This is a genomic window from Acidovorax sp., assembly GCF_046294525.1.
In the GTDB taxonomy this organism is placed as follows: Bacteria; Pseudomonadota; Gammaproteobacteria; order Burkholderiales; family Burkholderiaceae_C; genus Acidovorax.
On the sequence record NZ_JBKBKQ010000005.1, the window covers coordinates 114,960 to 138,056 of the forward strand.

Genomic DNA, 23,097 nt, shown 5'->3' on the forward strand with positions numbered 1-23,097 from the left:
ACCAAAAACAAAAGACCCGCGCTGCGGGTCACCCAGGCGCGCGCCGCGCTCGCTCAGCGTGGCGAGCCCTCAGGACAGTCGCGTGACGCCCGGCAGCTCGCACGCATAGATGGCATTGCGCAGCGCGGCAATGGCTTCGTAGCGCGTGAAGCTGCGCCGCCACGCCAGCACCACGCGGCGCATGGGCGGCGGGCTGCCGTCGTCCTCGCGGATGGGCAGGTAGCGGATGTAGGTCTCGTCGCTCTTGCGGCGGCGCGACACGGTAAGCAGCGCATCGCGCGGCACCGACAGGCGCGGCACCAGCGTCACGCCCATGCCGGCGGCCACCATGTGCTTGATGGTCTCCAGCGACGAGCCCTCGAACGACTTGCGGATGCCCTCGGCATTGCTGGCAAAGCGCGCGAACTCGGGGCAGACCTCCAGCACATGGTCGCGAAAGCAATGGCCCGCGCCCAGCAGCAGCATGGTCTCGCTTTTCAGCTCGGCCGCCGTGACGGAGCGCTGCGCCGCCAACGCGTGCGTGCTGGGCACGGCCGCCATGAAGGGCTCGTCATACAGCGGCGCCATGGCCAGGCCGGTGTCGGGGAAGGGCTCGGCCAGGATGGCGCAGTCGATCTCGCCCGTGCGCAGCATCTCCAGCAGCTTGACGGTGAAGTTCTCCTGCAGCATCAGCGGCATCTGCGGCGTGCGCGTGATGGACTGGCGCACCAGCTCGGGCAGCAGATAGGGGCCAATGGTGTAGATCACGCCCAGCGTGAGCGGCCCAGCCAGCGGGTCCTTGCCACGCTTGGCGATTTCCTTGATGGCCGCCGCCTGCTCCAGCACGCTTTGCGCCTGGCGCACGATGTCTTCGCCCAGCGGCGTCACCGTGACTTCGCCCGCGCTGCGCTCGAACAGCTTCACGTCCAGCTCTTCTTCCAGCTTCTTGATGGCCACCGAGAGCGTGGGCTGCGACACATAGCAGGCATCGGCCGCATGGCCAAAGTGCTTCTCGCGGGCCACCGCAACGATGTACTTGAGTTCGGTGAGGGTCATGGTGTGTTCCTGCGGGCTACGTCAGCGTGGATCTGAGCGTCTCATGCCTTGAGATAGTCCGATTTTCCACCCAACCAGCGCGCCACGTGTTTGGCGGCCAGTTCAGGATAACGGTCCAGCATCTGCGGCGCCAGCTCGCGCGCCCACTCCAGCAGGTGGGTATCGGTGGCCAGGTCGGCAAACCGCAGCAGCGCGTCGCCTGACTGGCGGGCGCCCAGAAACTCTCCGGGCCCCCGTATCTCTAGGTCGCGCCGAGCGATCTCGAAGCCGTCGTTGGTCTCGGCCATGGCGCGCAGGCGCTCCTTGGCGGTTTCGCCCACGCGGCCGCTGTCGTTGGTGGCGTACAGCAGCACGCAGGCCGAGGCCGCCGCGCCGCGCCCTACCCGGCCGCGCAGCTGGTGCAGCTGGCTCAGCCCAAAACGCTCGGCATGTTCGATGACCATGAGCGAGGCATTGGGCACGTCCACCCCCACTTCGATCACGGTGGTGCTGACCAGCACGCCCATCTGGCCGCTGGTGAACAGCGCCATCACGGACTTCTTTTCGGCGGTGGGCATGCGCGAGTGCAGCAGGCCGACCATGCAGCCCGGCAAGGCCTCGCTCAGGTCGGCGTGCGTGGCGGTGGCGTTGCTCAGGTCCAGCGCCTCACTCTCTTCGATCAGCGGGCACACCCAGTACACCTGCCGCCCGGCCTCCACCTGCGCGCCGATGCGTTCGATCACCTCGTCCTTGCGGCTGTCGGCAATCAGCTTGGTGACGATGGGCGTGCGGCCTGGCGGTAGCTCGTCGATGACGGACACATCGAGGTCGGCGTAGTAGCTCATGGCCAGCGTGCGCGGGATGGGCGTGGCGCTCATCATCAGCATGTGCGGCTCCATGCGGTGGACTGCGAGCTTTTGCCGCAAGGCCAGGCGCTGCGCCACGCCAAAGCGGTGTTGCTCATCGATGATGGCCAGTGCCAGGTTCTTGAATTGCACCTGCTCCTGGATCACGGCGTGCGTGCCCACCACCAGCGCGGCCTCGCCGCTGGCCACCATGTCCAGCATGGCGGTGCGGTCCTTCTTCTTTTGCCCGCCCACCAGCCAGGCCACCCTGCGGCCGCGCGCGGCCAGCAGCGGCTCCAGCCAGCCGATCATCTTGGCGAAATGCTGCTCGGCCAGGATTTCGGTGGGAGCCATCAGCGCGCACTGCCAGCCCGCGTCCATGGCCAGGCAGGCGGCCAGGGCCGAAACCACGGTTTTGCCCGAGCCCACGTCGCCCTGCAGCAACCGGTGCATGGGCACCTTGCGGGCCAGGTCGGCCGCGATCTCTTCACCCACGCGGCGCTGGGCCGCTGTCAGGCTGAAGGGCAGCACGGCCAGCAACTGCTCGTGCAGGGGCAACGTGCCATCGGCGGCTTTGGGGGCGCGCAACACCGGGGCGCGGAGCATGTCGCGCGCGCGGCGGGATTGCTGCTGCGACAGCTGCTGGGCCAACAGCTCTTCGGCCTTCAGGCGCTGCCAGGCTGGGTGGCTGTGGTCCTCCAGCGTGGACAGGGCCACATCCGGTGCGGGATGATGCAAAAAAGTGAGCGCTTCACGCAGGCTGAATAAGCGCTGGAGGCCATTTTGGCCATAAAAACGGCCCACAGGCGGCTCGGCGTCGGGAGGCAGTGTGTCCGACAGGTCCACCCGGGCCAGTGCCCCCACCACGGCGCGGCGCAGGTAGGGCTGGGGCAAGCCTGCGGTGGTGGGGTAGACGGGCGTCAACGCCGCAGGCAGTTCGCCGCCGGCTTGGCGAAAAGCAGGGTGCATCATTTGCCGGCCCCAGAAACCGCCCTTGATTTCGCCCCGTATCCGCAGGCGCGCGCCCACCGCCAACGTCTTCTGGTGCGATGGATAGAAGCTGAAGAACCGCAGCTCGCAGGTTGCCGAACCGTCGTCCACCTGCACCACCAGTTGCCGGCGCGGGCGCAACTGCACTTCGCAGGCGGTCACGGTGGCCTCGATCTGCACGGTCTGCCCGTCGCGCGCGTTGGCCAGCGGGGTGATGCGGGTTTCGTCCTCGTACCGGAGCGGCAGGTGCAGCGCCAGGTCGATGTCGCGCGCCAGACCCAGCTTGAGCAGCGCCTTCTGCGCCACCGTGGCTGCGCCGCCGGCCGCCACAGCGGGGAGCTTGGCCTTGGCAGAGGGGGGCGCGGCAGGTCGGGAGGCGGCTGGCATGAAGGGAGGTGAACAATGGAGCGTGACGCAGGGGAAAACGCCAAAGCGCGGTGGGCCGAAAAGGCTACCATGGTTACCATTGCTCACGCTTCACTTGCATCATCGGAAACAAGGTTCAGGCGCTTTCCAGTCCCCAGCTTTCACCATGCTTAAGCGCATACATATTCAGCACCTCACCTTGGGCATGTACCTGCACGAGTTCTGCGGCTCGTGGATGGACCACCCGTTCTGGCGTGCCAAGTTTGTGCTCAAGGACCCCAAGGACCTTGCGCGCATCCGCTCCACCGCCATCCAGGAATGCTGGATCGACACCTCCAAGGGCCTGGATGTGGCGGAGGGCACCGCTTCCGTGTCGCGCGAAGAGGTGGATGCACAGATCGAGACCGATTTCAGCCGCCTGGAAGACCTGCCGCCGCTGCAGGTCACCCTGCCGCCACCTCCCCCGCCGCCTGTGCGCGACCGCAGGCCCACCGACATGCAAAGCGAGCTGAAGATGGCCGCCGCCGTCTGTGTGCGCTCCAAGAAGGCCGTCGTGTCCATGTTCAACGAGGCCCGGATGGGCCGCGCGGTGGACTCGGCCAGCGCCCAGAGCCTGGTGGAAGAAATTTCCGATTCGGTCACCCGCAACCCCGGCGCGCTGATCAGCCTGGCGCGCCTGAAGACGGCCGATGACTACACCTACATGCACTCCGTGGCGGTGTGCGCGCTGATGGTGGCGCTGGCCAAGCAGCTCAAGCTCAACGACGACCAGGCGCGCCTGGCCGGCATGGCCGGCCTGCTGCACGACCTGGGCAAGGCGGCCATCCCGCTGTCGGTGCTGAACAAGCCCGGCAAGCTCACCGACAAGGAGTTCACCGTGGTGCGCAGCCACCCGGTGGAGGGCTACCACATGCTCAAGGAGGGCGCCAACGTGCCCGACGCCGTGCTGGACGCCTGCCTGCACCACCACGAGAAGATCGACGGATCGGGCTACCCCGACAAGCTGCAGGGCGACAACATCAGCGTGATCGCGCGCATGACGGCGATCTGCGACGTGTACGACGCTGTCACCTCCGACCGCCCCTACAAACGCGGCTGGGACCCGTCCGAATCACTGCGCCGCATGGCGGAGTGGACCAACGACCACTTCGACGCGCGCATGTTCCAGGCCTTTGTCAAAAGCATCGGCATCTACCCCGTGGGTTCGCTGGTGCGGCTGACCTCCGGGCGCATCGGCGTGGTGACTGAACAGGCGCCCACCGCCCTCACCACACCCAAAGTCAAGGTGTTTTTCTCCACCAAGTCCGACCTGCGCATTCCGCCCGAGGTGGTAGACCTGGCCGCGCCCGGATGCACCGAAAAGATCGTCGCGCGCGAAGACCCGGAGAAGTGGCGGTTCCCTGACCTGAACGAGCTGTGGTCGGGCTTTGCCGAAAAGGCCTGGTAGATCGACAAACAACCACGCCGGCACCGCATCGGCCCTTTCCCTGTGCCTGCAATCATCACCCTCACCCCCAACCCGGCGCTGGACCTGGCCACCACCACCGGCCGCGTGCAGCCCACCCACAAGCTGCGCTGCGGCCCGGTGCAGAGGTTTGCGGGCGGGGGCGGCATCAACGTGGCCCGCGTGCTGCACAGGCTGGGGGCGGACGTGCAAGCCTGGGCTCTGGCGGGCGGCGCGGCGGGCACGCAGGTACAGCAGCTGCTGGCCGCCGAAGGCGTGCCCACGGCGGTGCAGACGATTGCGGGCGACACGCGCGAGAACTTCTCGGTGGTGGAGACCGCTACCAGCCAGGAGTTTCGGTTTGTGCTGCCCGGGCCCACGCTGCTTCCGGCCGAATGGCAAGCCTGCCTGGACGCGCTGGCGGCCCTGCCCGCACCGCCGCGCTGGCTCGTCGCCAGCGGCAGCCTGCCGCCCGGAACGCCCCCAGATTTCTATGCACAGCTGGCGCGGTCTCTGGCGGCCAGGGGGGTGCGCGTGGTGATCGACACCTCGGGACCGCCGCTGGCCGCAGCGCTGCAGGCCGGAGTGGCCATGGTCAAGCCCAGCCTGCGGGAGTTGCGCGAACTGCTGCAGCAGCCGCTTGCCGACGCCGCCGACTGGTGCGCCGCCGCCCAGTCTCTGGTTCGCAACGGCGCGGCCGAGGCCGTGGCCCTGTCGCTGGGCGACCAGGGCGCCTTGCTGGCCACGCGCGCAGGCGTTTGGCAGGCCCCGGCGCTGAACGTGCCCGCCAGCACCGGCACCACGGGCGCGGGGGACTGTTTTCTGGCCGCGCTGGTCTGGGCTTTGGACCGGGGCGATACACCCGCCGAGGCGCTGCGCTGGGGCGTGGCGGCGGGGGCTGCAGCCCTGCTGCACGCCGGCACCACGCTGGCGCACGCGGACGACGTGCAGCGGCTGGTGCACAGCGTGCCGCCGCCGGTTGCCATCGCCACACAGCCATAACCCCGCCCCGACGGGCGGCGCGGGCCCGTGGGACAATCCCGCGCTTCGCAATGTTTAACTTGGCACGGGCCCGTTCGGCCCTCAAGCACGATGACTGATCTCTCCAGCGGCGCAACCAGTGCGCCCCTCGCCTCCGGCGGCCCTTCCACGCCCCGCGTGTTCACCCTCAGCGACTTCGACTTCTCGCTGCCCCCCGAACTCATTGCCCAGCACCCTGCACCCGAACGCAGCGCCTCGCGCCTGCTCGACGGCCGTGCGATGCAGCCCGTAGACCGCATCTTTCGTGAGCTGCCCGGCCTGCTGCGCGAAGGCGATTTGCTGGTGTTCAACGACACGCGCGTGGTCAAGGCGCGCATCTTTGGCGAAAAGGCCAGCGGCGGCAAGCTGGAGCTGCTGATCGAACGCGTGTTGCCCGCCGAAGCCGGCAACCCGGGTAACGAAGTCGTGGCCCACATGAAGGTCAGCAAGAAGCCCCTGCCCGGCAGCGTGGTGCACATGGCCGGTGGCCGCCAGGCGGGCGGCTTTGACGCCCAGTTGCTGGGCCGCTGGCCCACCGAGGACGGCCCGCTGTTCCGCTTTGCACTGCACGGCCCCGCGTGCGAGTCGCCCTGGGAGCTGATGGACCGCCACGGCCACCTGCCGCTGCCCCCCTACATCGAGCGCCAGCAAAACACCGACCACGACCCCGACGAGGCCGAAGACAGCCAGCGCTACCAGACGGTGTTTGCCCGCAACCCCGGCGCCGTGGCCGCGCCCACGGCCGCGCTGCACTTTGACGAAGGCGTGCTGGCCGACCTGGCGGCGCGCGGCATCGAGCGCGCCAGCGTCACGCTGCATGTGGGCGCGGGCACCTTCCAGCCCTGCAAGACCGAGAACCTGGCCGAACACCAGATGCACAGCGAGTGGTACGAGATTCCGCTGGCCACGCTGGCGGCGCTGGAGCGCTGCCGCCAGCGCGGCGGCCGCGTGGTGGCCGTGGGTACCACCACCGTGCGCACGCTGGAGTCGTGGGCGAAGACCGGCCAGGCCTCGGGCGACACCAACATCTTCATCACGCCGGGCTTTGCGTTCCAGGTGGTGGATGTGCTGATCACCAACTTCCACCTGCCCAAGAGCACGCTGATGATGCTGGTGAGCGCCTTTGCGGGCTACGCCCACATCATGGGCCTGTACCGGCACGCGATTGCGCAGCAGTACCGCTTCTTCAGTTACGGCGATGCGATGCTGCTGGAGCGTGCGCGCACGTGACATTTGCGCACCTCCCGCGCGGGCCAGAACATCGGCTGATAGGCGCGTCAGATTGTCGGAGTCGTCGTAGCCCGCTCCATTCAAATTGGTAAATGGGCATCGGGTTCGCACCGGCGTAAAAATTCATTTGCTGACACATCAACGATTCGTCCTTGAAAGCTAGATCAGCCCTACTTCTCCAAGGAACAAAATAGCGGGAAGCCATCTCGCACGGTCTGCACGACAAAACAGGGACAACCCATGTCTGACGACTACATCGACGCGCTTAAGCAACTAGATGGCACTTTTCAAGCGCAGGTCTGCGAAGGGGGGCAACGGAGCGAACCCTTCGGGCATTTCGCCACTTCGGAAGATGCACTCGTTGCTGCCGAAGAGAAATACGACAGGCTTCGTGAAATAAGGGAAGCAAGTTGTCGTGAGGCGGCGGACGCAACGGCGACTGACTTCGCGGCCGCCTGGCACGAATTCTCGTAGTGACCAGGACGTAATGTGACCATCGCAGGGGTCACACCATAGCAGGCGCATCAGTGACCATCGCGCCGTTTCTGTATTCACAGATCGGCTTTGCGATGCTGGCCGGGTGGCTGGTGTACCGCCATGTGCCGGACGCGTGGTCGATGGCGGGCATCGCCGCCATCGTGCTCAGCGGCGCGGCCAGCACCTGGCTGACGGTGCGCGAGACGCGCTGAAAGCGAATTTTAAGTAAAACAGGCTCTAGCGCTTATCCAGCAAGCGCTATCAGCTATTGTTTTAATAGCAATCATTAAAACGCCACTGCGTGCCCGTCCTTGCGCGGGTCGGATCCGGCGATGTAGCTGTTGCCGTTCTTCAGCACCAGCTGCGCACCGCCAAACGCGAACACGCCGTTGCCCTCTTCCACCGTCACTTCGTGCCCGCGCGCGCGCAGCGCTGCGACCACGGCGGGGTCGAACCCGGGCTCTACCGCCACGCCCTTGCCGCCCGTGATACGCCAGCGCGGCGCGTCGGCGGCAGCCTGCGGGTTTTGGCCGTAGCGCAGCACGCGCAGCGCCATCTGTGTGTGGCCCTGGCTTTGCATGGGGCCGCCCATCACGCCGAAGGCCATCTGCGGCGTGCCGTCGGCATGCATGGCAAAGGCCGGGATGATGGTGTGCGAGGGGCGCTTGCGCGGCGCCACCTGGTTGGCGTGGCCCGGGACCAGGTTGAAGTTGTGGCCGCGGTTCTGCAGGCTGATGCCGGTGCCCGGCACCACCACGCCCGAGCCAAAGCCCATGTAGTTGGACTGGATGAACGAAATCATCATGCCGCTGGCATCTGCCGCCGCCAGGTACACCGTGCCGCCGGGGCGCGGCGCGCCGTGGCCTGGGTCGCCCGCGTGCTCCCGATTGATGAGGGCAGCGCGGCTTTTCAGGTAGTCGGGGTGCAGCAGCTCGGCAGGTGTGACGTGCATGGCGTCGATGTCGGCGTTGTACTGGTGCAGGTCGGCAAAGGCGAGCTTCATGGCCTCGATGCTGGCGTGCACGGTTTCGATATCGTCCACGGGGTGCTGGCCCACACCATGGGCGTCGAGCATGCCCAGCGCCATCAGCGCGGCGATGCCCTGACCGTTGGGCGGGATCTCATGAATGACCGACTCGCCAAAGCGCTGGCTGATCGTGCCCACCCAGTCGGCCTGGTGCGCGGCCAGGTCGGCCAGCGTCATGGCGCCGCCGTTGGCCTGCGAATGGGCGGCCATGCGCTCGGCAATCACGCCGCGGTAGAAGGCCTCACCCTCCGTTTCGGCAATCAGCTCCAGCGTGCGTGCATGGGCTTCGCTGCGGAAGATTTCGCCCGCCTGGGGCACGCGACCATTCGGCATGAAACACTCGGCAAAGCCGGGCTGCGTGCCCAGCTTGGCCGCCCCCAGCGCCCACAGTTTGGCAATGGTGGGTGACACCGGAAAGCCGTTGCGCGCGTAGTCAATAGCGGGCTGCGCCAGCTGCGCAAACGGCAGCTTGCCCAGGCGCTTGGACAGCGCCACCCAGGCCGACACGACACCGGGCACGGTGACGGCGTTCCAGCCGGTTTCAGGGATGCCGCCCAGCTTCTCGAAATACTCCGGCGTCCACGCCGCCGGCGAGCGGCCCGATGCATTCAAACCGTGCAGCTCCTTGCCATCCCACACGATGGCAAACCCGTCGCTGCCAATGCCGCAGCCCGTGGGCTCCACCACCGTGAGGGCCATGGCAGCGGCAATGGCGGCATCCACCGCATTGCCACCCGCGAGCAACATGCGCAGGCCCGCCTGTGCAGCCAGCGGCTGCGAGGTGGAGACCACATTGCGTCCCATGACCGCACTGCGGTGGGAGGCATAAGGAAGGGACCAGTCGAGGGAATTGGAATTCATAAAGCGTGTGTCTCCAGGGCCCATGTCCGGTGAGCCAGACACAGGTAGATCAGGCATGGCGCAGGCGAGAGACGCCGAGGAAGGGCCGCCCCGCACCGAGGGCGTCGTCCCCCTTGGGGGAAGGCGCCGAAGGCGACTCAGGGGGTTAATCAATATTTATTTTGTGCTGCCGAATCACGCTGGCCCAGCGGTTGCTATCCGCCTGCACCATGGTGCCGAACTGCGCTGGCGTGCGGGGCGCGGCAGGCTCCACGCCCAGCTTGGCTAGCTGCTCGGCCACTTCGGGCGCGGCCACAGCCTTGGCAAACGCCTTGTGTACTTTGTCCACCAGGGCCGCCGGCGCACCCGCAGGCAGGTACACGCCAAACCACGTCACCGATGAATAGCCGGGCAGGCCGGATTCGGCCATGGTGGGCAGCTCGGGCGCCAGGCTGCTGCGCTTTTCGCTGGTGACGGCGATGGCGCGCAGGCGGCCGGCCTTGGCGTGGGGCATGCCGGTGGGCAGGGAGTCAAACAGCACATGCGTCTGCCCGGCAATCAAGTCGGGAATGGCCAGCGCCGTGCCCTTGTAGGGGATGTGGGTCATCTCCACACCCGCCTGGGCCATGAAGGCCGCCGTGTTCAGGTGCACGATGGTGCCGTTGCCGCTGGTGGCGTAGTTGAGCTTGCCGGGGTTGGCCTTGCCATAGGCGATCAGCTCGGCCACGGTCTTCACGGGCAGCGAGTTGGTGACCAGCACCACGCTCGGCGCGTCGGCCACATGGGCCACGGGCACAAAGTCCTTGCGGGGGTCGTACGCCAGCTTGGGCATGAGGTGCGGCGAAATGGCGTGCGTGCTGCTCGTGGTCAGCAGCAGGGTGTAGCCGTCGGCCGGGGCCTTGGCCGCTTCGGTCGTGCCAATGGTGCCGCCCGCGCCGGGCTTGTTGTCCACCACCATCTGCTGCCCCAGGTCGGCCGCGACGCGCTGGGTGACCACGCGCGCCACCAGGTCCGTGGCACCACTGGCCGGGAAGGGCACGATCACGCGCACAGGCCGGTCAGGCCAAGTAGCGGCTTGCGCATGCGCGGCCGCCGACACCACCAGCAAGCAGGCCAGGCCGCAGACGCCACGGCCCCAGGAAAGTAGACGACGCATAGCAGCCTCCAGCAAAAAAGAATGAGAGAAAAAGAAAAAACCGTGCAACGGCACTACCACTCAGCGGGCCATCTTAGGAAGCAGTGCCTTGCTTGACCACCAGCATTTCGGCAAGCTGCTTTGCCGCAGCAGCAAACCGGCGCATACTGCGCGCCTGCCCCCCACATCTCCTGTCCACAAGGCCCATGCGCGCCCACCTGCTGCAAGACACCACGCTGCGCTACTTTCTGGAAGTGGCGCAGAGCGGATCGCTTACTGAAGCGTCGGCCCGCCTGCACGTGGCCGCCTCGGCCCTCAGCCGCCAGATCGCAGGGCTGGAGGCACAGCTGGGCACACCCCTGTTCGAACGCCACCCGCGCGGCATGGTGCTGACGGCGGCGGGCGAGATCCTGGCCGTGCACGCGCGCCGCACGGTGCTGGATGCCGAGCGCGCGCTGGGCGAGATCGGCGCACTGCAGGGCCTGCGCGCCGGGCAGGTGCGGCTCGCCACCTCCGATGCGTTTGCCAACGAGCTCGTGCCGCGCCTGTGTGTGGAGTTTCAACGCACGCACACGGGCATCCAGTTCAGCGTGATCGCGCTGCCCACGGCCCAGGTGCCTGATGCGGTGCGCAGCGGCGCGGCCGACATCGGCCTGTGCTTCAGCCGCGCGCCGCACAAGGACATCGAGGTGGCCTACCGCCAGACCGCGCCTGTGCTGGCGCTCATCCCGCCCGGCCACCCACTGGCGGGCGCGGGCAGCGTGACACTGGCGCAGATGGCCCGCTACCCGCTGGCCCTGCCCCCGGCCGAGACCACGGTGCGCCAGATGATCGACATCGTCTGCAGCCGCCAGGGCCTGCAGTTGACGGCCGTGCTCATCAGCAACCATGCCAAGACGGTGCTCAACTTTGTGGCACATGGCGGAGGCCTGTCGGTGGCCAGTGAGATTGCGGCGCGCCACCTGGTGGTGGCGGGAGACATCGTGGCGTTGCCCATCAGCGACGCGGGCATGGACCTGCGCGACCTGGAAGTGCAGACCCTGGCGGGCCGCAGCTTGCCAGTGGCCGTGCAGGCATTCATCGATCTGCTCAAGGAGCGGTTGCCTGGGCCTTGGTAATTCACGCGTCGCGGCCGCCCTTCAACGGTATCAGCGCTCGCCGCCTTGAGGGGGCAGCCCCAGCCGAATCGGGCCACCGGGCGCCGTCGCAGCAACCGGCACACCGCCGCGCGTCACGCGCAAGCGCTGCTGCTGTGCCAATGCCTGCGCCACCTGCCGGACGTGGGGCATCAGCGGGCGCCAGTCGCCCTGCTGCGGCGCCAGGGCGCGGGCGACCTCCGACGGGCAGATCGTCGCAGGCGCTTGCCGCAGCGCCAGCAGGGCGAAGATTTTGGCTTCGACGTCCGCGTCGGTCATGGTGTTTCGAGGGCCCTACAGGTCGTCACCGCGCAGCCTTGCTGGGCCCAGCCGCACCAGGTTCGCCGTTCAGTACCCGTGCTGCTCGCGAAACGCACGCGCCTTGCCAAAGTGCCCATTGCCAATGAACGGAACGGGCGGGCGCAGCGCCGACAGCGGCGAGGGGTGGTTGGACGTGAGCACGAGGTGCCCCCGGTCCTGCGGGATGAAGGCGCGCTTGGATTGCGCATGCGAGCCCCACAGCATGAACACCACCGGGCGCGGACCCTCGGCCACGTGGCGGATCACGGCGTCGGTGAGCTGCTCCCAGCCCTTGCCCGCATGGCTGGCGGGCAGGCCCTCTTCCACCGTGAGACCGGTGTTGAGCAGCAACACGCCGTTTTTGGCCCACTTCACCAGGCTGCCGCCGGGCTCGGGGAACGGCGGAAACGGCGTGCCCAGGTCGCGCTGCATTTCCTTGAAGATGTTTTGCAGCGAGGGCGGCAGGCGCACGCCCGGCGCTACCGAAAACGCCAGCCCCTCGGCCTGGCCACGGCCGTGGTACGGGTCCTGGCCCAGGATGACCACGCGCACCTCGTCGGGCGGCGTGAGCTCCAGCGCGCGCAGCGGCTGGGGCGGGAAGATCACCGCGCCCGCGTTGAGCCGATCCTGCAAGAACCCCTGCAGCGCCTGGCCGCGCGGGCCTGCGAAAAACTCGTGCACCAGCGGCTGCCAGCCGGGCGCCACGGGCCATGCAGACGGGTCAGCGCTCTGAAGCTGGGTGGCTTGCGTAGTGGCCTGCGAAGAGGAATTCATGGTCAAAATGGGCTCTAGCGCTTATCCATCGAGCGCCAGAAGCTATCAAATTCATAGTATTTCAACCAAACAGCTTTGCCAAGGCCAAGCCGGGGTCGTCGGCCCGCATGAAAGCCTCGCCCACCAGAAAGGCGTGCACGCCTGCGTCGCGCATGGTCTTCACGTCGGCGGGCTTCAGGATGCCCGACTCGGTGACCAGCAAGCGGTCCTGAGGCACGTCTTTCAACATGGATAGCGTGGTGTCCAGCGTGACTTCAAACGTGCGCAGGTTGCGGTTGTTGATGCCGACCAACGGGGTCTTGAGCTTGAGGGCGCGCTCCAGCTCGGGGCGGTCGTGCACCTCCACCAGCACCGCCATGTCCAGGCTGCGCGCGATGGCTTCGAAGTCGGCCATCTGCGCATCGTCCAGGCAGGCCGCGATCAGCAGGATGGCGTCGGCGCCCATGGCGCGCGATTCGTAGATCTGGTACGCATCGACCATGAAGTCCTTGCGCAGCACCGGCAGCAAGGTGCTGGCGCGGGCCTGCTTCAGGTAGTCGGGCTGGCCCTGGAAGAACTGGCGGTCGGTCAGCACCGACAGGCAGGCCGCGCTGACCTTGCCATCGCCTTCCATGTAGCTCTGGGCGATGTCGGCGGGCTCGAAGTCGGCGCGCAGCACGCCCTTGCTGGGGCTGGCCTTCTTGACCTCGGCAATCACGGCTGCCTGGCCCTTGGCGATCTTGGCGCGCAGCGCGCCTTCAAAGTCGCGCGTGAGCACGCGGCTCTCGGCATCGGCGCGCATGGCGTCAAAAGGCAGGCGCTTCTTGGCGGCGGCCACTTCTTCGTGCTTGACGGCCACGATCTTGTTGAGGATGTCGCTCATGGGGAAACCTGGTTGGTTGTTGGGGTCACGCGGCAGCGCCGGCCAGCGCGTGCGTGCGCGTGACCATTTGCTCCAGCTTGGCCAGCGCCGCGCCCGATGCGATGGCGGCACGCGCCTTGGCCAGCCCTGCGGGCACCGAATCGACCACATTGGCGGCATACAGCGCCACGCCGGCGTTCAGGCAGACGATGTCTTGTGCGGCCCCGGGCTCGCCCTTGAGCACGCCGATCAGCATCTCGCGCGACTGCTCAGGCGTTTCGACCTTGAGCGCGCGGTTGCTCGCCATCGGCAGGCCGAAGTCCTCGGGGTGGATTTCGTATTCGGTGATCTGGCCGTTTTTCAGCTCGCCCACCAGCGTGGCGGCACCCAGGCTCACTTCGTCCATGCCGTCGCGGCCATAGACGACCACCGCGTGCTCGGCGCCCAGGCGCTGCAGCGCGCGCACCTGGATGCCCACGAGGTCAGGGTGGAACACGCCCATCAGGATGTTGGGCGCGCCGGCCGGGTTGGTCAGCGGGCCCAGGATATTGAAGATGGTGCGCACGCCCAGCTCCTTGCGCACCGGGGCCACGTTTTTCATGGCGGGGTGGTGGTTGGGCGCGAACATGAAGCCGATGCCCACGTCGGCAATGCATTGCGCAATGGCCTCGGGTTTCAGGTTGATGTGGATGCCCAGGGCCTCCATCACATCGGCGCTGCCGCTTTTGCTCGACACGCCGCGCCCGCCGTGTTTGCTGACCTTGGCGCCTGCTGCGGCGGCCACGAACATCGAGCAGGTGGAGATGTTGAAGGTGTTGGCACCGTCGCCGCCCGTGCCCACGATGTCCACCAGGTGCGTGCTGTCGGGCACGTGGACCTTGGTGGAGAACTCGCGCATCACCTGCGCGGCGGCGGTGATCTCGCCGATGGTTTCCTTCTTCACGCGCAGGCCGGTGATGATGGCCGCCGTCATGAGGGGCGAGAGTTCGCCTTTCATGATGAGCCGCATCAGGTGCAGCATCTCGTCATGAAAGATTTCGCGGTGCTCGATGGTGCGCTGCAGCGCTTCCTGAGGAGTGATAGGCATGGAATGTCTCCTGGTATTTATGCAGAGGGCTGGTCCGTGAAGGCCAGCTTGAGTCCGAAGCCAATGAACACGGCGCCCGCCACGCGGTCCAGCCAGTGCATGCCACGCTGGATGGCCGTGGCACGGCGCGCCATCCACGAAGCAGCCAGCGCCCAGCCCGTGTTGACGGGGATGGCGTTGAGGTTGAACAGCACGCCCAGCAGCACAAATGCCAGCGCCTTGTTGTCCGCGCCCGGTGCGATGAACTGCGGCACAAAGGCCAGGAAGAAGATGGCGACCTTGGGGTTGAGCACATTGGTCCAGAAGCCGCCGAGGAACACCTTGGAGAGCGGTGTGTGTTGCACAGGGGCCGCCTGCGCCGCCGCCAGCGCAGCCGTGCTGCCATTCTCAGCGTTGGATTTGGACAGCAGCATGCGCACACCCATCCACATCAGATACGCGGCACCGATCCACTTGAGCACGGTGAACGCCGTGGCCGAGGTGGCCAGCAATGCGCCCACGCCCACGGCAGCGGCAAAGATGTGCACAAAACAACCGGCTGTGATGCCCAGCCCCGCCACGATGCCGGCGCGCGTGCCCGAGCGCAACGCGTTGGTCACGATATAGAGCACGTCCGGGCCAGGGGTCAGGTTCAGCAGCCAGCCCGCCGCGATGAACATCACCAGCTGATGGGCATCGATGAAGTTCATGCGCGCTGCTCCAGAAAGTTCTTGAGCATGGCGTGGCCGTGTTCGGTGAGGATGCTTTCGGGGTGGAACTGCACGCCTTCGATGGGCAGGGTTTTGTGACGCACGCCCATGATCTCGCCGTCATCCGTCCAGGCCGTCACCTCCAGCACCTCGGGGCAGGTGGCGCGCTCGATGGCCAGGGAGTGGTAGCGGTTGACAGTGAACTTCTCCGGCAACCCCGCAAACACGCCCTTTTGGGTGGTGGTGATGACGCTGGTCTTGCCGTGCATCAGCTCCTGCGCGCGGATGATGTTGCCGCCGAATGCTGCACCAATGCTCTGGTGCCCCAGGCACACGCCCAGGATGGGCAGCTTGCCCGCAAAGTGCTGGATCGCGGCGACCGAGATGCCGGCCTCGGCGGGCGAGCACGGGCCGGGCGAGATGACCAGGCGGTCAAGCTGGCCCGCGTTCAGGCGCGCCTCGATCTCGGTCACGGTGATCTCGTCGTTGCGGAACACCTCCACCTCGGCGCCCAGTTCACCAAAGTACTGGACGATGTTGTAGGTGAAGCTGTCGTAGTTATCGACCATCAAGAGTTTTGTCATGCGGCGCTCCCGGCAGTGGCGGGCTCGCGCAGGCGGGCGAACTCGCGGTGTTCATAGGCAATGCAGGCTTCCATGAGGCTGCGGTAGATGGCTTCCATCACGTCGGCATCGCCGCCTTCGGCCTGTGCGCGCTCGCGCACGCGGGCCACAATGGCCTCGATGCGTGCCTCATCACGCACCTGGGTCGCGTCTTGCTTGATGCGTGCGGCCTGGGTCATGTAGCCCACGCGCTCCACCAGCAGGGGCACGAGCACGTCGTCCAGTGCATCCACCTCGCGGCGCACGTCCTGCATCGTGGCGCAATGTTTGGTTCGGGAAATGGCGCGGGTCATTCCAGCCCCTCCTCGACGAGCTCTGCCGCGCGCAGCAGTGCGCGGGCCTTGTGCTCGGTCTCCTTCCACTCCAGCTCGGGCACCGAGTCGGCCACCACACCAGCCGCCGCCTGCACATACAGCGTGCCGTTCTTGATGATGCCGGTGCGGATGGCAATGGCAACATCCATGTCGCCCGCGTAGCTGAGGTAGCCACAGGCTCCGCCATACAGGCCGCGCTTGGTGGGCTCGAGCTGGTCGATGAGTTCCATGGCATGCACCTTGGGCGCGCCGGTCAGCGTCCCTGCGGGGAAGGTAGCTTTCAGCACGTCCATGCTGGTCATGCCGTCATTCAGGATGCCTTCCACATTGCTCACGATATGCATCACATGGCTGTAGCGCTCCACCGCAAAGGCTTCGGTCACCTTCACGGTGCCGGTCTTGGCGATGCGGCCGATGTCGTTGCGCGCCAGGTCGATCAGCATCACGTGCTCGGCACGTTCCTTGGGGTCATTGATGAGTTCAACCTCGGTGGCCTTGTCCTTCTCGGGCGTGGCGCCGCGGGGGCGGGTTCCTGCCAGGGGGCGGATGGTGACCTTGGTGCCTTCGTCGGTTTTCTCCTGGCGCACCAAAATTTCGGGGCTGGCGCCCACCACATGGAAATCGCCGAAGTCGTAGAAGTACATGTACGGCGACGGGTTGAGCGAACGCAGCGCGCGGTACAGCGACAGGGGCGATTCGGTGTAGCGCTTGTGGATGCGCTGGCCGACCTGCACCTGCATGAAGTCGCCAGCCGCAATCAGCTCCTTGGCACGCTCCACGGCGGCCAGGTAGTCGGCCTTGGCAAAGTCGCGCTGGGCGGGGTGGCTTTCGGTGGCCTTCACAACCGGCGCGCTCACCGAATACTTGAGCTGCTCTTTCAGCTCACGCAGGCGCTTTTTGGACTTGGCATACGCCTCGGGCTGGGCCGGGTCGGCGTAAACGATGAGGTAGAGCTTGCCCGAGAGGTTGTCGATGACCGCCAACTCTTCGCACTGCAGCAGCAGGATGTCGGGGCAGCCCAGGGTGTCGGGCGGGCAGCTGTCTTCCAGCTTTTTCTCGATGTAGCGCACCGCGTCGTAGCCGAAGTAGCCGGCCAGGCCGCCGCAGAAACGCGGCAGGCCGGGGCGCAGGGCCACCTTGAAGCGCTTTTGGTAATCGGCGATGAAGTCGAGCGGATTGCCCTGGGCGGTCTCGACCACCTGGCCGTCCGTCACGACCTCGGTTTTGGCCTGCGCCCCAAAGCCACTGGCCCGCAGCAGCGTGCGCGCGGGCAAGCCAATGAAGCTGTAACGCCCGAAGCGCTCGCCACCCACCACGGATTCGAGCAGGAAGCTGTGCTTGCCGCCGTCCTTGGTGTGCGCCAGCTTCAAGTAGAGCGAGAGCGGGGTTTCCAGGTCCGCAAAGGCCTCGACCATGAGCGGAATGCGGTTGTAGCCTTCGCTGGCCAGGCTTTTGAATTCAAGTTCTGTGATCACGGGGAGGGCTCCCAGCTGTCGCAGCGCGTGTCCCCGGTCGCAAAAAAAGAAAGGGGCGCTGCGGTCCATTCAATCGGCCTCACCGCATCAGGGTGAAGGCCACGGGTGCACGCTGGGGCGTCGTCGGCCCAGGTGCCATCAGGCGTTCAAAGCGACAGGCTGACGCCAGGGCCAGGCTCCCCGGTCGCTGCAACCTGTGATGAACACGTGGTGAATGAACATGGGGGCAAAGTGTAGCAAAGCTTTTTTGCCGCCCCCCTTTTGACGAGCCTCAAGAGCGAGATCACAGGCGAGATCGCACAACCCATCGAAAACCCTGTTGCGCGCGACCGGGGCCACTGAAACAATTGGAAACGAACGACCGTTCTTTTTTGAAAAGGAGCTGCGCATGACATCCCTGACGCGATGGGCGGCGATGGCTGGAGCCTGCCTGCTGGTGGCCACCAGTGCCTTCGCCCAGCCCATGACCGTGGCCGACGTGAAGTACGAAGAGACCACCAGCCTGAGCGGCAGCACCCTGCAGCTCAACGGCGCAGGCGTGCGCTACAAGGCGGTGTTCAAGGTGTACACCGCGGGCCTGTACCTGGAGAAAAAGGCGTCCACGCCCCAGGACATCGCGGCGCTTAAGGGCCCCAAGCGCATGAGCATCACCATGCTGCGCGAGATCGACTCCACCGAACTGGGCAAGCTGTTCTCGCGGGGCATGGAGGACAACATGGACCGCGCCGCGTTCTCCAAGCTCATCCCCGGCGTGCTGCGCATGAGCCAGATCTTCTCGGACCACAAGAAGCTGCAGGCGGGGGACCAGTTCATGATCGACTGGATCCCCGGCACCGGGACCGTGATCACCGTCAAGGGCAAGCCGCAGGGCGAGCCGTTCAAGGAGCCCGAGTTCTTCAACGCGCTCATGGGGATCTGGCTGGGCAATGTGCCTGCCGATTGGAAGCTGAAGGACGCCTTGCTGGGCAAGCCTGCCTGACCCTGCTGCAGAGGTCCCGGGCCGCGCTGCACTGCACGGGCGCGGGCAAACCCCTAGCGATCCGACACCCAGCCTGTCGCCCGGCCGACTGACGCACAGCGGGGCTGCGGATTACCTTGTCATCTGCCTGCTCATCTCACGATTTCGCCGCAGCCCTTTTGGCCTTCGCCTCGTTTTCTCACGCTTTTCACGCGCCGGACACCCTTCACCATGAAACTCAGCAACCTTTCCGTCGGCCTGCGCCTGGGCATCTCGTTCGGCGCCATCCTGCTCATCACCGCGCTCATCGCGGCCACGGGCATGTGGCGCATTGCCAGCCTGCAAGCGGCCAGCGAGCGTGTGGCCACGCAGGAGATCGAGCAACGAACTCTGGTGGATGACTGGGCGGCCGATATTCGCCTGAATTGGGTGCGCACCGAGGCCTTCCTCAAGGCCATTGACCGCGACTACATGGACAAGCTGACGGCCGACACCCAGGCCACGGCCAGCGGCATGGATGCCAAGGTCAAGCGCATCGAAGCACTGGTACAGGGCGACAAGGCGCGCAGCCTGCTCACAGCCATCGCCACCGCCCGCACGGCCTACAACGACAAGCTCACCGAGATCCGCGAACTGCACCGGGGCGGCGAGCCCAATGTGCCATCCATGGTGGACAAGGACCTGCGCCCGCTGGCAGATGGCTATCTCAAGTCGCTGGACGACCTGCGCAGCCACATGGCCGCGCAGCTCACCGAAAGCCAGGACGACGCCAGCACCATGGCCCAGGCCAGCCAGGCCCTGCTGGGCACCGGCACGCTGGTGGCCGTGGCGCTGGGGGCGCTGCTGGCGTTCACCGTCACGCGCTCCATCGTGCGCCCGGTGCAGCTGGGCAAGCAGGCCGCTGAAAACATTGCAGACGGCGATCTGACCCACCCCATCGCCGCCAGCGGCAGCGACGAAACCGGCCAGCTGCTGCAGGCACTGGCCACCATGCAATCGCGCCTGGCCAGCATCGTGGGCAATGTGCGCCACAACGCCGAGGGGGTGGCCACTGCCAGCGTAGAGATCGCCACGGGCAATAACGACCTGAGCGCACGCACCGAGCAGCAGGCCTCGGCCCTGCAGCAGACGGCCGCGTCCATGGAAGAGCTTGGTTCCACCGTGCGCCAGAACGCCGACAACGCCCGCACCGCCAACCAGCTGGCGATGAATGCCAGCACGGTGGCCCAGCAGGGTGGCGCCGTGGTGGCCGAGGTGGTGGACACCATGAAGGGCATCAACGACAGCAGCAAGAAGATCGCCGACATCATTAGCGTGATCGACGGCATCGCCTTCCAGACCAACATCCTGGCGCTCAACGCCGCCGTGGAAGCGGCGCGCGCGGGCGAGCAGGGCCGGGGCTTTGCCGTGGTGGCCGGCGAGGTGCGCAGCCTGGCCGGGCGCAGTGCCGAGGCCGCCAAGGAGATCAAGGGCCTCATCGGCACCAGCGTGGAGCGCGTCGAACGCGGCACGGCGCTGGTGGACAAGGCGGGCACGACCATGGCGGAAGTGGTGGCCGCCATCCGCCGCGTGACCGACATCATGGGCGAGATCAGCGCTGCGAGCAGCGAACAGAGCCAGGGCGTCAGCCAGGTGGGCGAAGCCATCACGCAGATGGACCAGACCACCCAGCAGAACGCCGCGCTGGTCGAACAAAGCGCTGCGGCAGCCGACAGCCTCAAGACGCAGGCCGGGCAGCTGGTGCAGGCCGTGGCGGTGTTCCGCGTGCCGGGCAACGCTGCGCAGGCCGTAGGCTTGCCGGCGCTCTCAAAAAGAGAGCTGCCAGCGCTTGCCAGTTCTTGATTTCAGATCTTTTCCGCCTGAGACCAAGGTAGATGAAGCGCTACCAGCTCCTAATTTGAGAGCAACTCCCCCAGCGAATCGACAAACCCGTCTGCGTCCACGGCCCGCACCGGCTGGCCGTGGTTGTAGCCATAGGTCACCAGCACCACCGGGCACCCCGCCGCGCGCGCGGCCTGCGCATCGTTGCTGGAGTCGCCCACCATCAGCGTGCGCGCCGGGGCCGTGCCCAATGCCTCGCAGGTCTTTACCAGGGGCAGCGGGTCGGGCTTCTTGCGCTCGAAGGCGTCGCCGCCAAACACATGGGTGAAGACGCCGCGCAAGCCCTTGGCTTCCAGCAGCGGCAGCGCAAACGCGGTGGGCTTGTTGGTGAGGCAGGCCAGCCGCAGGCCAGAAGCGCGCAAGGCCGCAAGGCCCTCGGCCACGCCGGGGTACACCGCCGCGTACTGGCCGTTGATCGCTAGGTAGTGGCGCTGGTAGCTGGCCCAGGCGTCGGGGTACAGCGCTTCTGTTTGAATAGCACGCTGCTTAGGCTCCACGTGCGCCAGCACATGTTGAAGCACAGAACGCAGCAAATGCTCCGAACCTTTTCCCACCATGGATTCGATGGCGTTCGCGTCGATGGCGTGGAGGCCCAGGTCCCGCAGCATGCGGTTCAGGGCCTCGCTGAAATCGCCCAGGGTATCCACCATCGTGCCGTCGAGGTCGATGATGGCGGCGTCCACGTGGGACGAAGGCAGGGGAATGAAGTTCACGAGTGCGGAAACGGAGTTGGCAACTGCGGAGATCGTAAAGCCACAGGGTCCCGCGCCGCGCATGGGGCCGTTGCCATCGCCCCTCCGCACACACGGGGCGCCGTTGAACCGCTGTGTGTGACGAGGCTGTGATGCTGTGATGCTGGATGCAACCATCCAGGCATCAAGGATCACTCCACAGCAAGCCGTGCCGCTTCAAGGTTCGAATCAAACACCAGCGATCTGGGCCAGGCTGGCCAACCGATCCCCAGGCTCGCATTGTTGGGGTCGCCGTCGCGCGCAAAGCGACCGATGCTTTGCATCATCTTTGCCGACAGGTCGAGCCGGCCCGCCCTGTTCGCCTGACTGAATGAAATGTTCGCGTAGAGCGAAGGCCCGAAATTGCCGAAGATGAACGGCAAGTCGAAGCTGTGCGCCGCGCCATAGACCTTGTCAAAAGGCGGCGGGAGCTCATCCCAGTCGAAACGGTAGTGCCAAACATCGCGCTGGCGTGACTTGAGCGCATTGAGCACGTCGTCTCGAAATGCGAAGAACCAGACGCGGTCCAGCTCTGCGATGCGTGCGTTCAGCCCCGTTGTCGGCGCATCGACCGGCAGGTATTGCGCAGGCACCCAGTCCTCAATGCGGCTGGCGGGTGGGGCGTCGGGCCGGTAGCCGTACGCTAGCTTGAACACTGCGGCGTCATCGAGCAGGCGGCCGCTCGTGCCGCCAAAAGCCGGCCGCGTCGCCAGCAGTGCCGGAAACAGCTTGCTTTCGTCGCGGGTATTTCCCGCCAACACCGGCACCTTGACGTACCTGCCAGCGCGGATGGCAGCGATGGGATCTGCGGGCACGACATGACCATCGGGGATCGGGTTGGCAGCCGCCAGGCCCAGCGGCGCCAGCCGCGTGCGCACGGTGGTCAAGATGGCATCTGCCGAAAGGCCGCGCAGGTAGGCAGCCAATTGCTGGGGCGTGTGCGAAGCGATGTGCGCCTCTGCGGCAGGCCGGTCGGCGGCCGTGCCATCGGCCACCAGGGATTGGACCAGCAAGGCGTTGCCACGCGTTGCCCAGACACTGCGGGGCAAGATGGTCGCGAAAGAGCCTGGCGGCAGCGTGGCAGCCGACGAAATGCCGCCGCTCAGCGCCACCAGCCTGTGAAACAGGGGCGCAGGCCTGGAGACAACCCTGGGTGAGGTGAGCAACGCGTACACATTGACCGCTCCGGCAGACTCGCCCATCAAAGTCACTTTGCCAGGGTCGCCGCCGAACGCACCGATGTTGCGTTGGACGAACTCCAGCGACTTCACGATGTCGAGCAACGCGAAGTTGCCAGAGTCGGTCGCCGCGTCGCCCGTTTTCAGCGGTGCGAGCTCCAGAAACCCGAAGACGCCCAGCCGGTAGGCGACCGAGACCACCACGGAGCCGGTGGCACGGGCCAGCGTGGCGCCGTCGTACAACGGGTCGGCGGTGTAGCCGGTGATGTTGCTGCCGCCGTGCACCCAGACGATCACAGGCCTGGGGGTCGGCGTGGAGGCGGTGGGCGCCCAGATGTTGAGGTAGAGGCAGTCCTCGGACCCCAGGGTCTGGCCCAGCGTGCTGCCGATGGTGTCATCGTGCCGATTGTTCAGGCCCGGCCCGTACAACCGACCGGTCTGCACGCACGCGTTCGCAAACGACGTCGCTGCACGTGGCTGCGTCCATGCGGGCGAGTCCTCGGGCGCCTGCCAGCGGCGCTGCCCCACCGGGGCGGCCGCATAGGGAACGCCTTTCCAGGCGTTTACGCCACTGACCGCCGCATCTTGAGCGCCGACCACCGGGCCATATGTCGTCGGCCGTTGCAGCCCGGCGGTGCCGGCGGGCGTGTGGGAGCAGGCGTTGAGCATCAACAGCGCGCTGAAGGCGAGAGTCCAGCAAGTCAAGGTGGATTTCATGGTGC

General features: G+C 66.5%; 21 protein-coding genes and 1 pseudogene. 8 read left to right on the forward strand and 14 right to left on the reverse strand.

The features are described 5' to 3' along the window. Positions 1-69 precede the first annotated feature (69 nt). Both ACK4HJ_RS07725 and recG read right to left on the reverse strand, forming a co-directional pair. Positions 70-1,035 carry a LysR substrate-binding domain-containing protein gene (locus ACK4HJ_RS07725; protein ID WP_409829528.1) on the reverse strand — a complete coding sequence of 322 codons (966 nt, stop codon included), beginning with the start codon at positions 1,033-1,035 and terminating at the stop codon, positions 70-72. Between the two features lie 41 nt (positions 1,036-1,076). Continuing rightward, the gene (recG, locus tag ACK4HJ_RS07730; protein WP_409829530.1) at positions 1,077-3,236 is read right to left on the reverse strand and encodes an ATP-dependent DNA helicase RecG; all 2,160 of its coding nucleotides are present in this window, start codon (positions 3,234-3,236) and stop codon (positions 1,077-1,079) included. Between the two features lie 145 nt (positions 3,237-3,381). Between recG and ACK4HJ_RS07735 the strand changes: the two genes are divergently transcribed. The 5 genes and pseudogenes from ACK4HJ_RS07735 to ACK4HJ_RS07755 all read left to right on the forward strand — a co-directional run. Continuing rightward, positions 3,382-4,662 carry an HD-GYP domain-containing protein gene (locus tag ACK4HJ_RS07735; RefSeq protein WP_409829533.1) on the forward strand — a complete coding sequence of 427 codons (1,281 nt, stop codon included), beginning with the start codon at positions 3,382-3,384 and terminating at the stop codon, positions 4,660-4,662. A 42-nt stretch (positions 4,663-4,704) separates the two neighbouring features. Next, positions 4,705-5,661 (forward strand): 1-phosphofructokinase family hexose kinase, encoded by a 957-nt coding sequence (locus tag ACK4HJ_RS07740; RefSeq protein ID WP_409829535.1) that lies wholly within the window; start codon positions 4,705-4,707, stop codon positions 5,659-5,661. Positions 5,662-5,751: 90 nt separating this feature from the next. After that, complete coding sequence (gene queA, locus ACK4HJ_RS07745; RefSeq protein WP_409829538.1) at positions 5,752-6,909, forward strand: tRNA preQ1(34) S-adenosylmethionine ribosyltransferase-isomerase QueA; 1,158 nt, start codon at positions 5,752-5,754, stop codon at positions 6,907-6,909. A gap of 240 nt (positions 6,910-7,149) precedes the next feature. After that, on the forward strand, positions 7,150-7,383 hold the full coding sequence (locus ACK4HJ_RS07750; RefSeq protein ID WP_409829541.1) for a hypothetical protein: 234 nt from the start codon (positions 7,150-7,152) through the stop codon (positions 7,381-7,383). Positions 7,384-7,439: 56 nt separating this feature from the next. Beyond that, a pseudogene (locus ACK4HJ_RS07755) lies at positions 7,440-7,598 on the forward strand (EamA/RhaT family transporter); the annotation flags it as partial. 74 nt (positions 7,599-7,672) lie between these two features. Here the strand turns inward: ACK4HJ_RS07755 and ACK4HJ_RS07760 are convergent. Together ACK4HJ_RS07760 and ACK4HJ_RS07765 are read right to left on the reverse strand one after the other, a co-directional pair. Next, entirely contained in the window at positions 7,673-9,274 is a 1,602-nt protein-coding gene (locus ACK4HJ_RS07760) for a gamma-glutamyltransferase family protein (protein ID WP_409829543.1), read from the reverse strand. Positions 9,275-9,419: 145 nt separating this feature from the next. Then, positions 9,420-10,409 (reverse strand): Bug family tripartite tricarboxylate transporter substrate binding protein, encoded by a 990-nt coding sequence (locus ACK4HJ_RS07765; RefSeq protein WP_409829546.1) that lies wholly within the window; start codon positions 10,407-10,409, stop codon positions 9,420-9,422. A 185-nt stretch (positions 10,410-10,594) separates the two neighbouring features. Between ACK4HJ_RS07765 and ACK4HJ_RS07770 the strand changes: the two genes are divergently transcribed. Then, positions 10,595-11,506 carry a LysR family transcriptional regulator gene (locus tag ACK4HJ_RS07770; protein WP_409829548.1) on the forward strand — a complete coding sequence of 304 codons (912 nt, stop codon included), beginning with the start codon at positions 10,595-10,597 and terminating at the stop codon, positions 11,504-11,506. 30 nt (positions 11,507-11,536) lie between these two features. On the opposite strand, the gene ACK4HJ_RS07775 is transcribed toward ACK4HJ_RS07770, so the two are convergent. The 8 genes from ACK4HJ_RS07775 to trpE form a co-directional block, all read right to left on the reverse strand. Further along, on the reverse strand, positions 11,537-11,803 hold the full coding sequence (locus tag ACK4HJ_RS07775; protein WP_409829551.1) for a DUF3253 domain-containing protein: 267 nt from the start codon (positions 11,801-11,803) through the stop codon (positions 11,537-11,539). A gap of 69 nt (positions 11,804-11,872) precedes the next feature. Next, positions 11,873-12,598 carry a uracil-DNA glycosylase gene (locus tag ACK4HJ_RS07780; protein ID WP_409829554.1) on the reverse strand — a complete coding sequence of 242 codons (726 nt, stop codon included), beginning with the start codon at positions 12,596-12,598 and terminating at the stop codon, positions 11,873-11,875. Between the two features lie 61 nt (positions 12,599-12,659). Then, the gene (gene trpC, locus ACK4HJ_RS07785) at positions 12,660-13,460 is read right to left on the reverse strand and encodes an indole-3-glycerol phosphate synthase TrpC (protein WP_409829556.1); all 801 of its coding nucleotides are present in this window, start codon (positions 13,458-13,460) and stop codon (positions 12,660-12,662) included. Positions 13,461-13,485: 25 nt separating this feature from the next. Further along, positions 13,486-14,526 carry an anthranilate phosphoribosyltransferase gene (gene trpD, locus ACK4HJ_RS07790; RefSeq protein WP_409829558.1) on the reverse strand — a complete coding sequence of 347 codons (1,041 nt, stop codon included), beginning with the start codon at positions 14,524-14,526 and terminating at the stop codon, positions 13,486-13,488. A gap of 17 nt (positions 14,527-14,543) precedes the next feature. Then, positions 14,544-15,215 (reverse strand): LysE family translocator, encoded by a 672-nt coding sequence (locus tag ACK4HJ_RS07795; protein WP_409829560.1) that lies wholly within the window; start codon positions 15,213-15,215, stop codon positions 14,544-14,546. After that, complete coding sequence (locus ACK4HJ_RS07800; protein WP_409829563.1) at positions 15,212-15,799, reverse strand: aminodeoxychorismate/anthranilate synthase component II; 588 nt, start codon at positions 15,797-15,799, stop codon at positions 15,212-15,214. The genes ACK4HJ_RS07795 and ACK4HJ_RS07800 overlap by 4 nt, the downstream gene beginning before the upstream one ends. Beyond that, positions 15,796-16,131, reverse strand: a complete 336-nt coding sequence (locus ACK4HJ_RS07805) for a chorismate mutase (protein ID WP_409829566.1) — start codon at positions 16,129-16,131, stop codon at positions 15,796-15,798. The genes ACK4HJ_RS07800 and ACK4HJ_RS07805 overlap by 4 nt, the downstream gene beginning before the upstream one ends. After that, positions 16,128-17,627, reverse strand: coding sequence for an anthranilate synthase component I (trpE, locus tag ACK4HJ_RS07810; RefSeq protein ID WP_409829568.1), 1,500 nt, complete (start codon positions 17,625-17,627; stop codon positions 16,128-16,130). Before trpE ends, ACK4HJ_RS07805 begins: the two co-directional genes overlap by 4 nt. A 388-nt stretch (positions 17,628-18,015) precedes the next feature. Between trpE and ACK4HJ_RS07815 the strand changes: the two genes are divergently transcribed. Both ACK4HJ_RS07815 and ACK4HJ_RS07820 read left to right on the forward strand, forming a co-directional pair. Next, positions 18,016-18,606, forward strand: coding sequence for a chalcone isomerase family protein (locus ACK4HJ_RS07815; protein WP_409829571.1), 591 nt, complete (start codon positions 18,016-18,018; stop codon positions 18,604-18,606). 210 nt (positions 18,607-18,816) lie between these two features. Next, positions 18,817-20,427: a methyl-accepting chemotaxis protein gene (locus ACK4HJ_RS07820; protein WP_409829574.1), complete on the forward strand. Its 1,611-nt coding sequence runs from the start codon at positions 18,817-18,819 to the stop codon at positions 20,425-20,427. Between the two features lie 50 nt (positions 20,428-20,477). Here ACK4HJ_RS07820 and gph read toward each other — a convergent pair whose 3' ends face one another. Together gph and ACK4HJ_RS07830 are read right to left on the reverse strand one after the other, a co-directional pair. Further along, positions 20,478-21,179, reverse strand: coding sequence for a phosphoglycolate phosphatase (gene gph / locus ACK4HJ_RS07825; protein WP_409829576.1), 702 nt, complete (start codon positions 21,177-21,179; stop codon positions 20,478-20,480). A gap of 170 nt (positions 21,180-21,349) precedes the next feature. Next, positions 21,350-23,092, reverse strand: a complete 1,743-nt coding sequence (locus ACK4HJ_RS07830; RefSeq protein ID WP_409829579.1) for a carboxylesterase/lipase family protein — start codon at positions 23,090-23,092, stop codon at positions 21,350-21,352. Positions 23,093-23,097 lie beyond the last annotated feature (5 nt).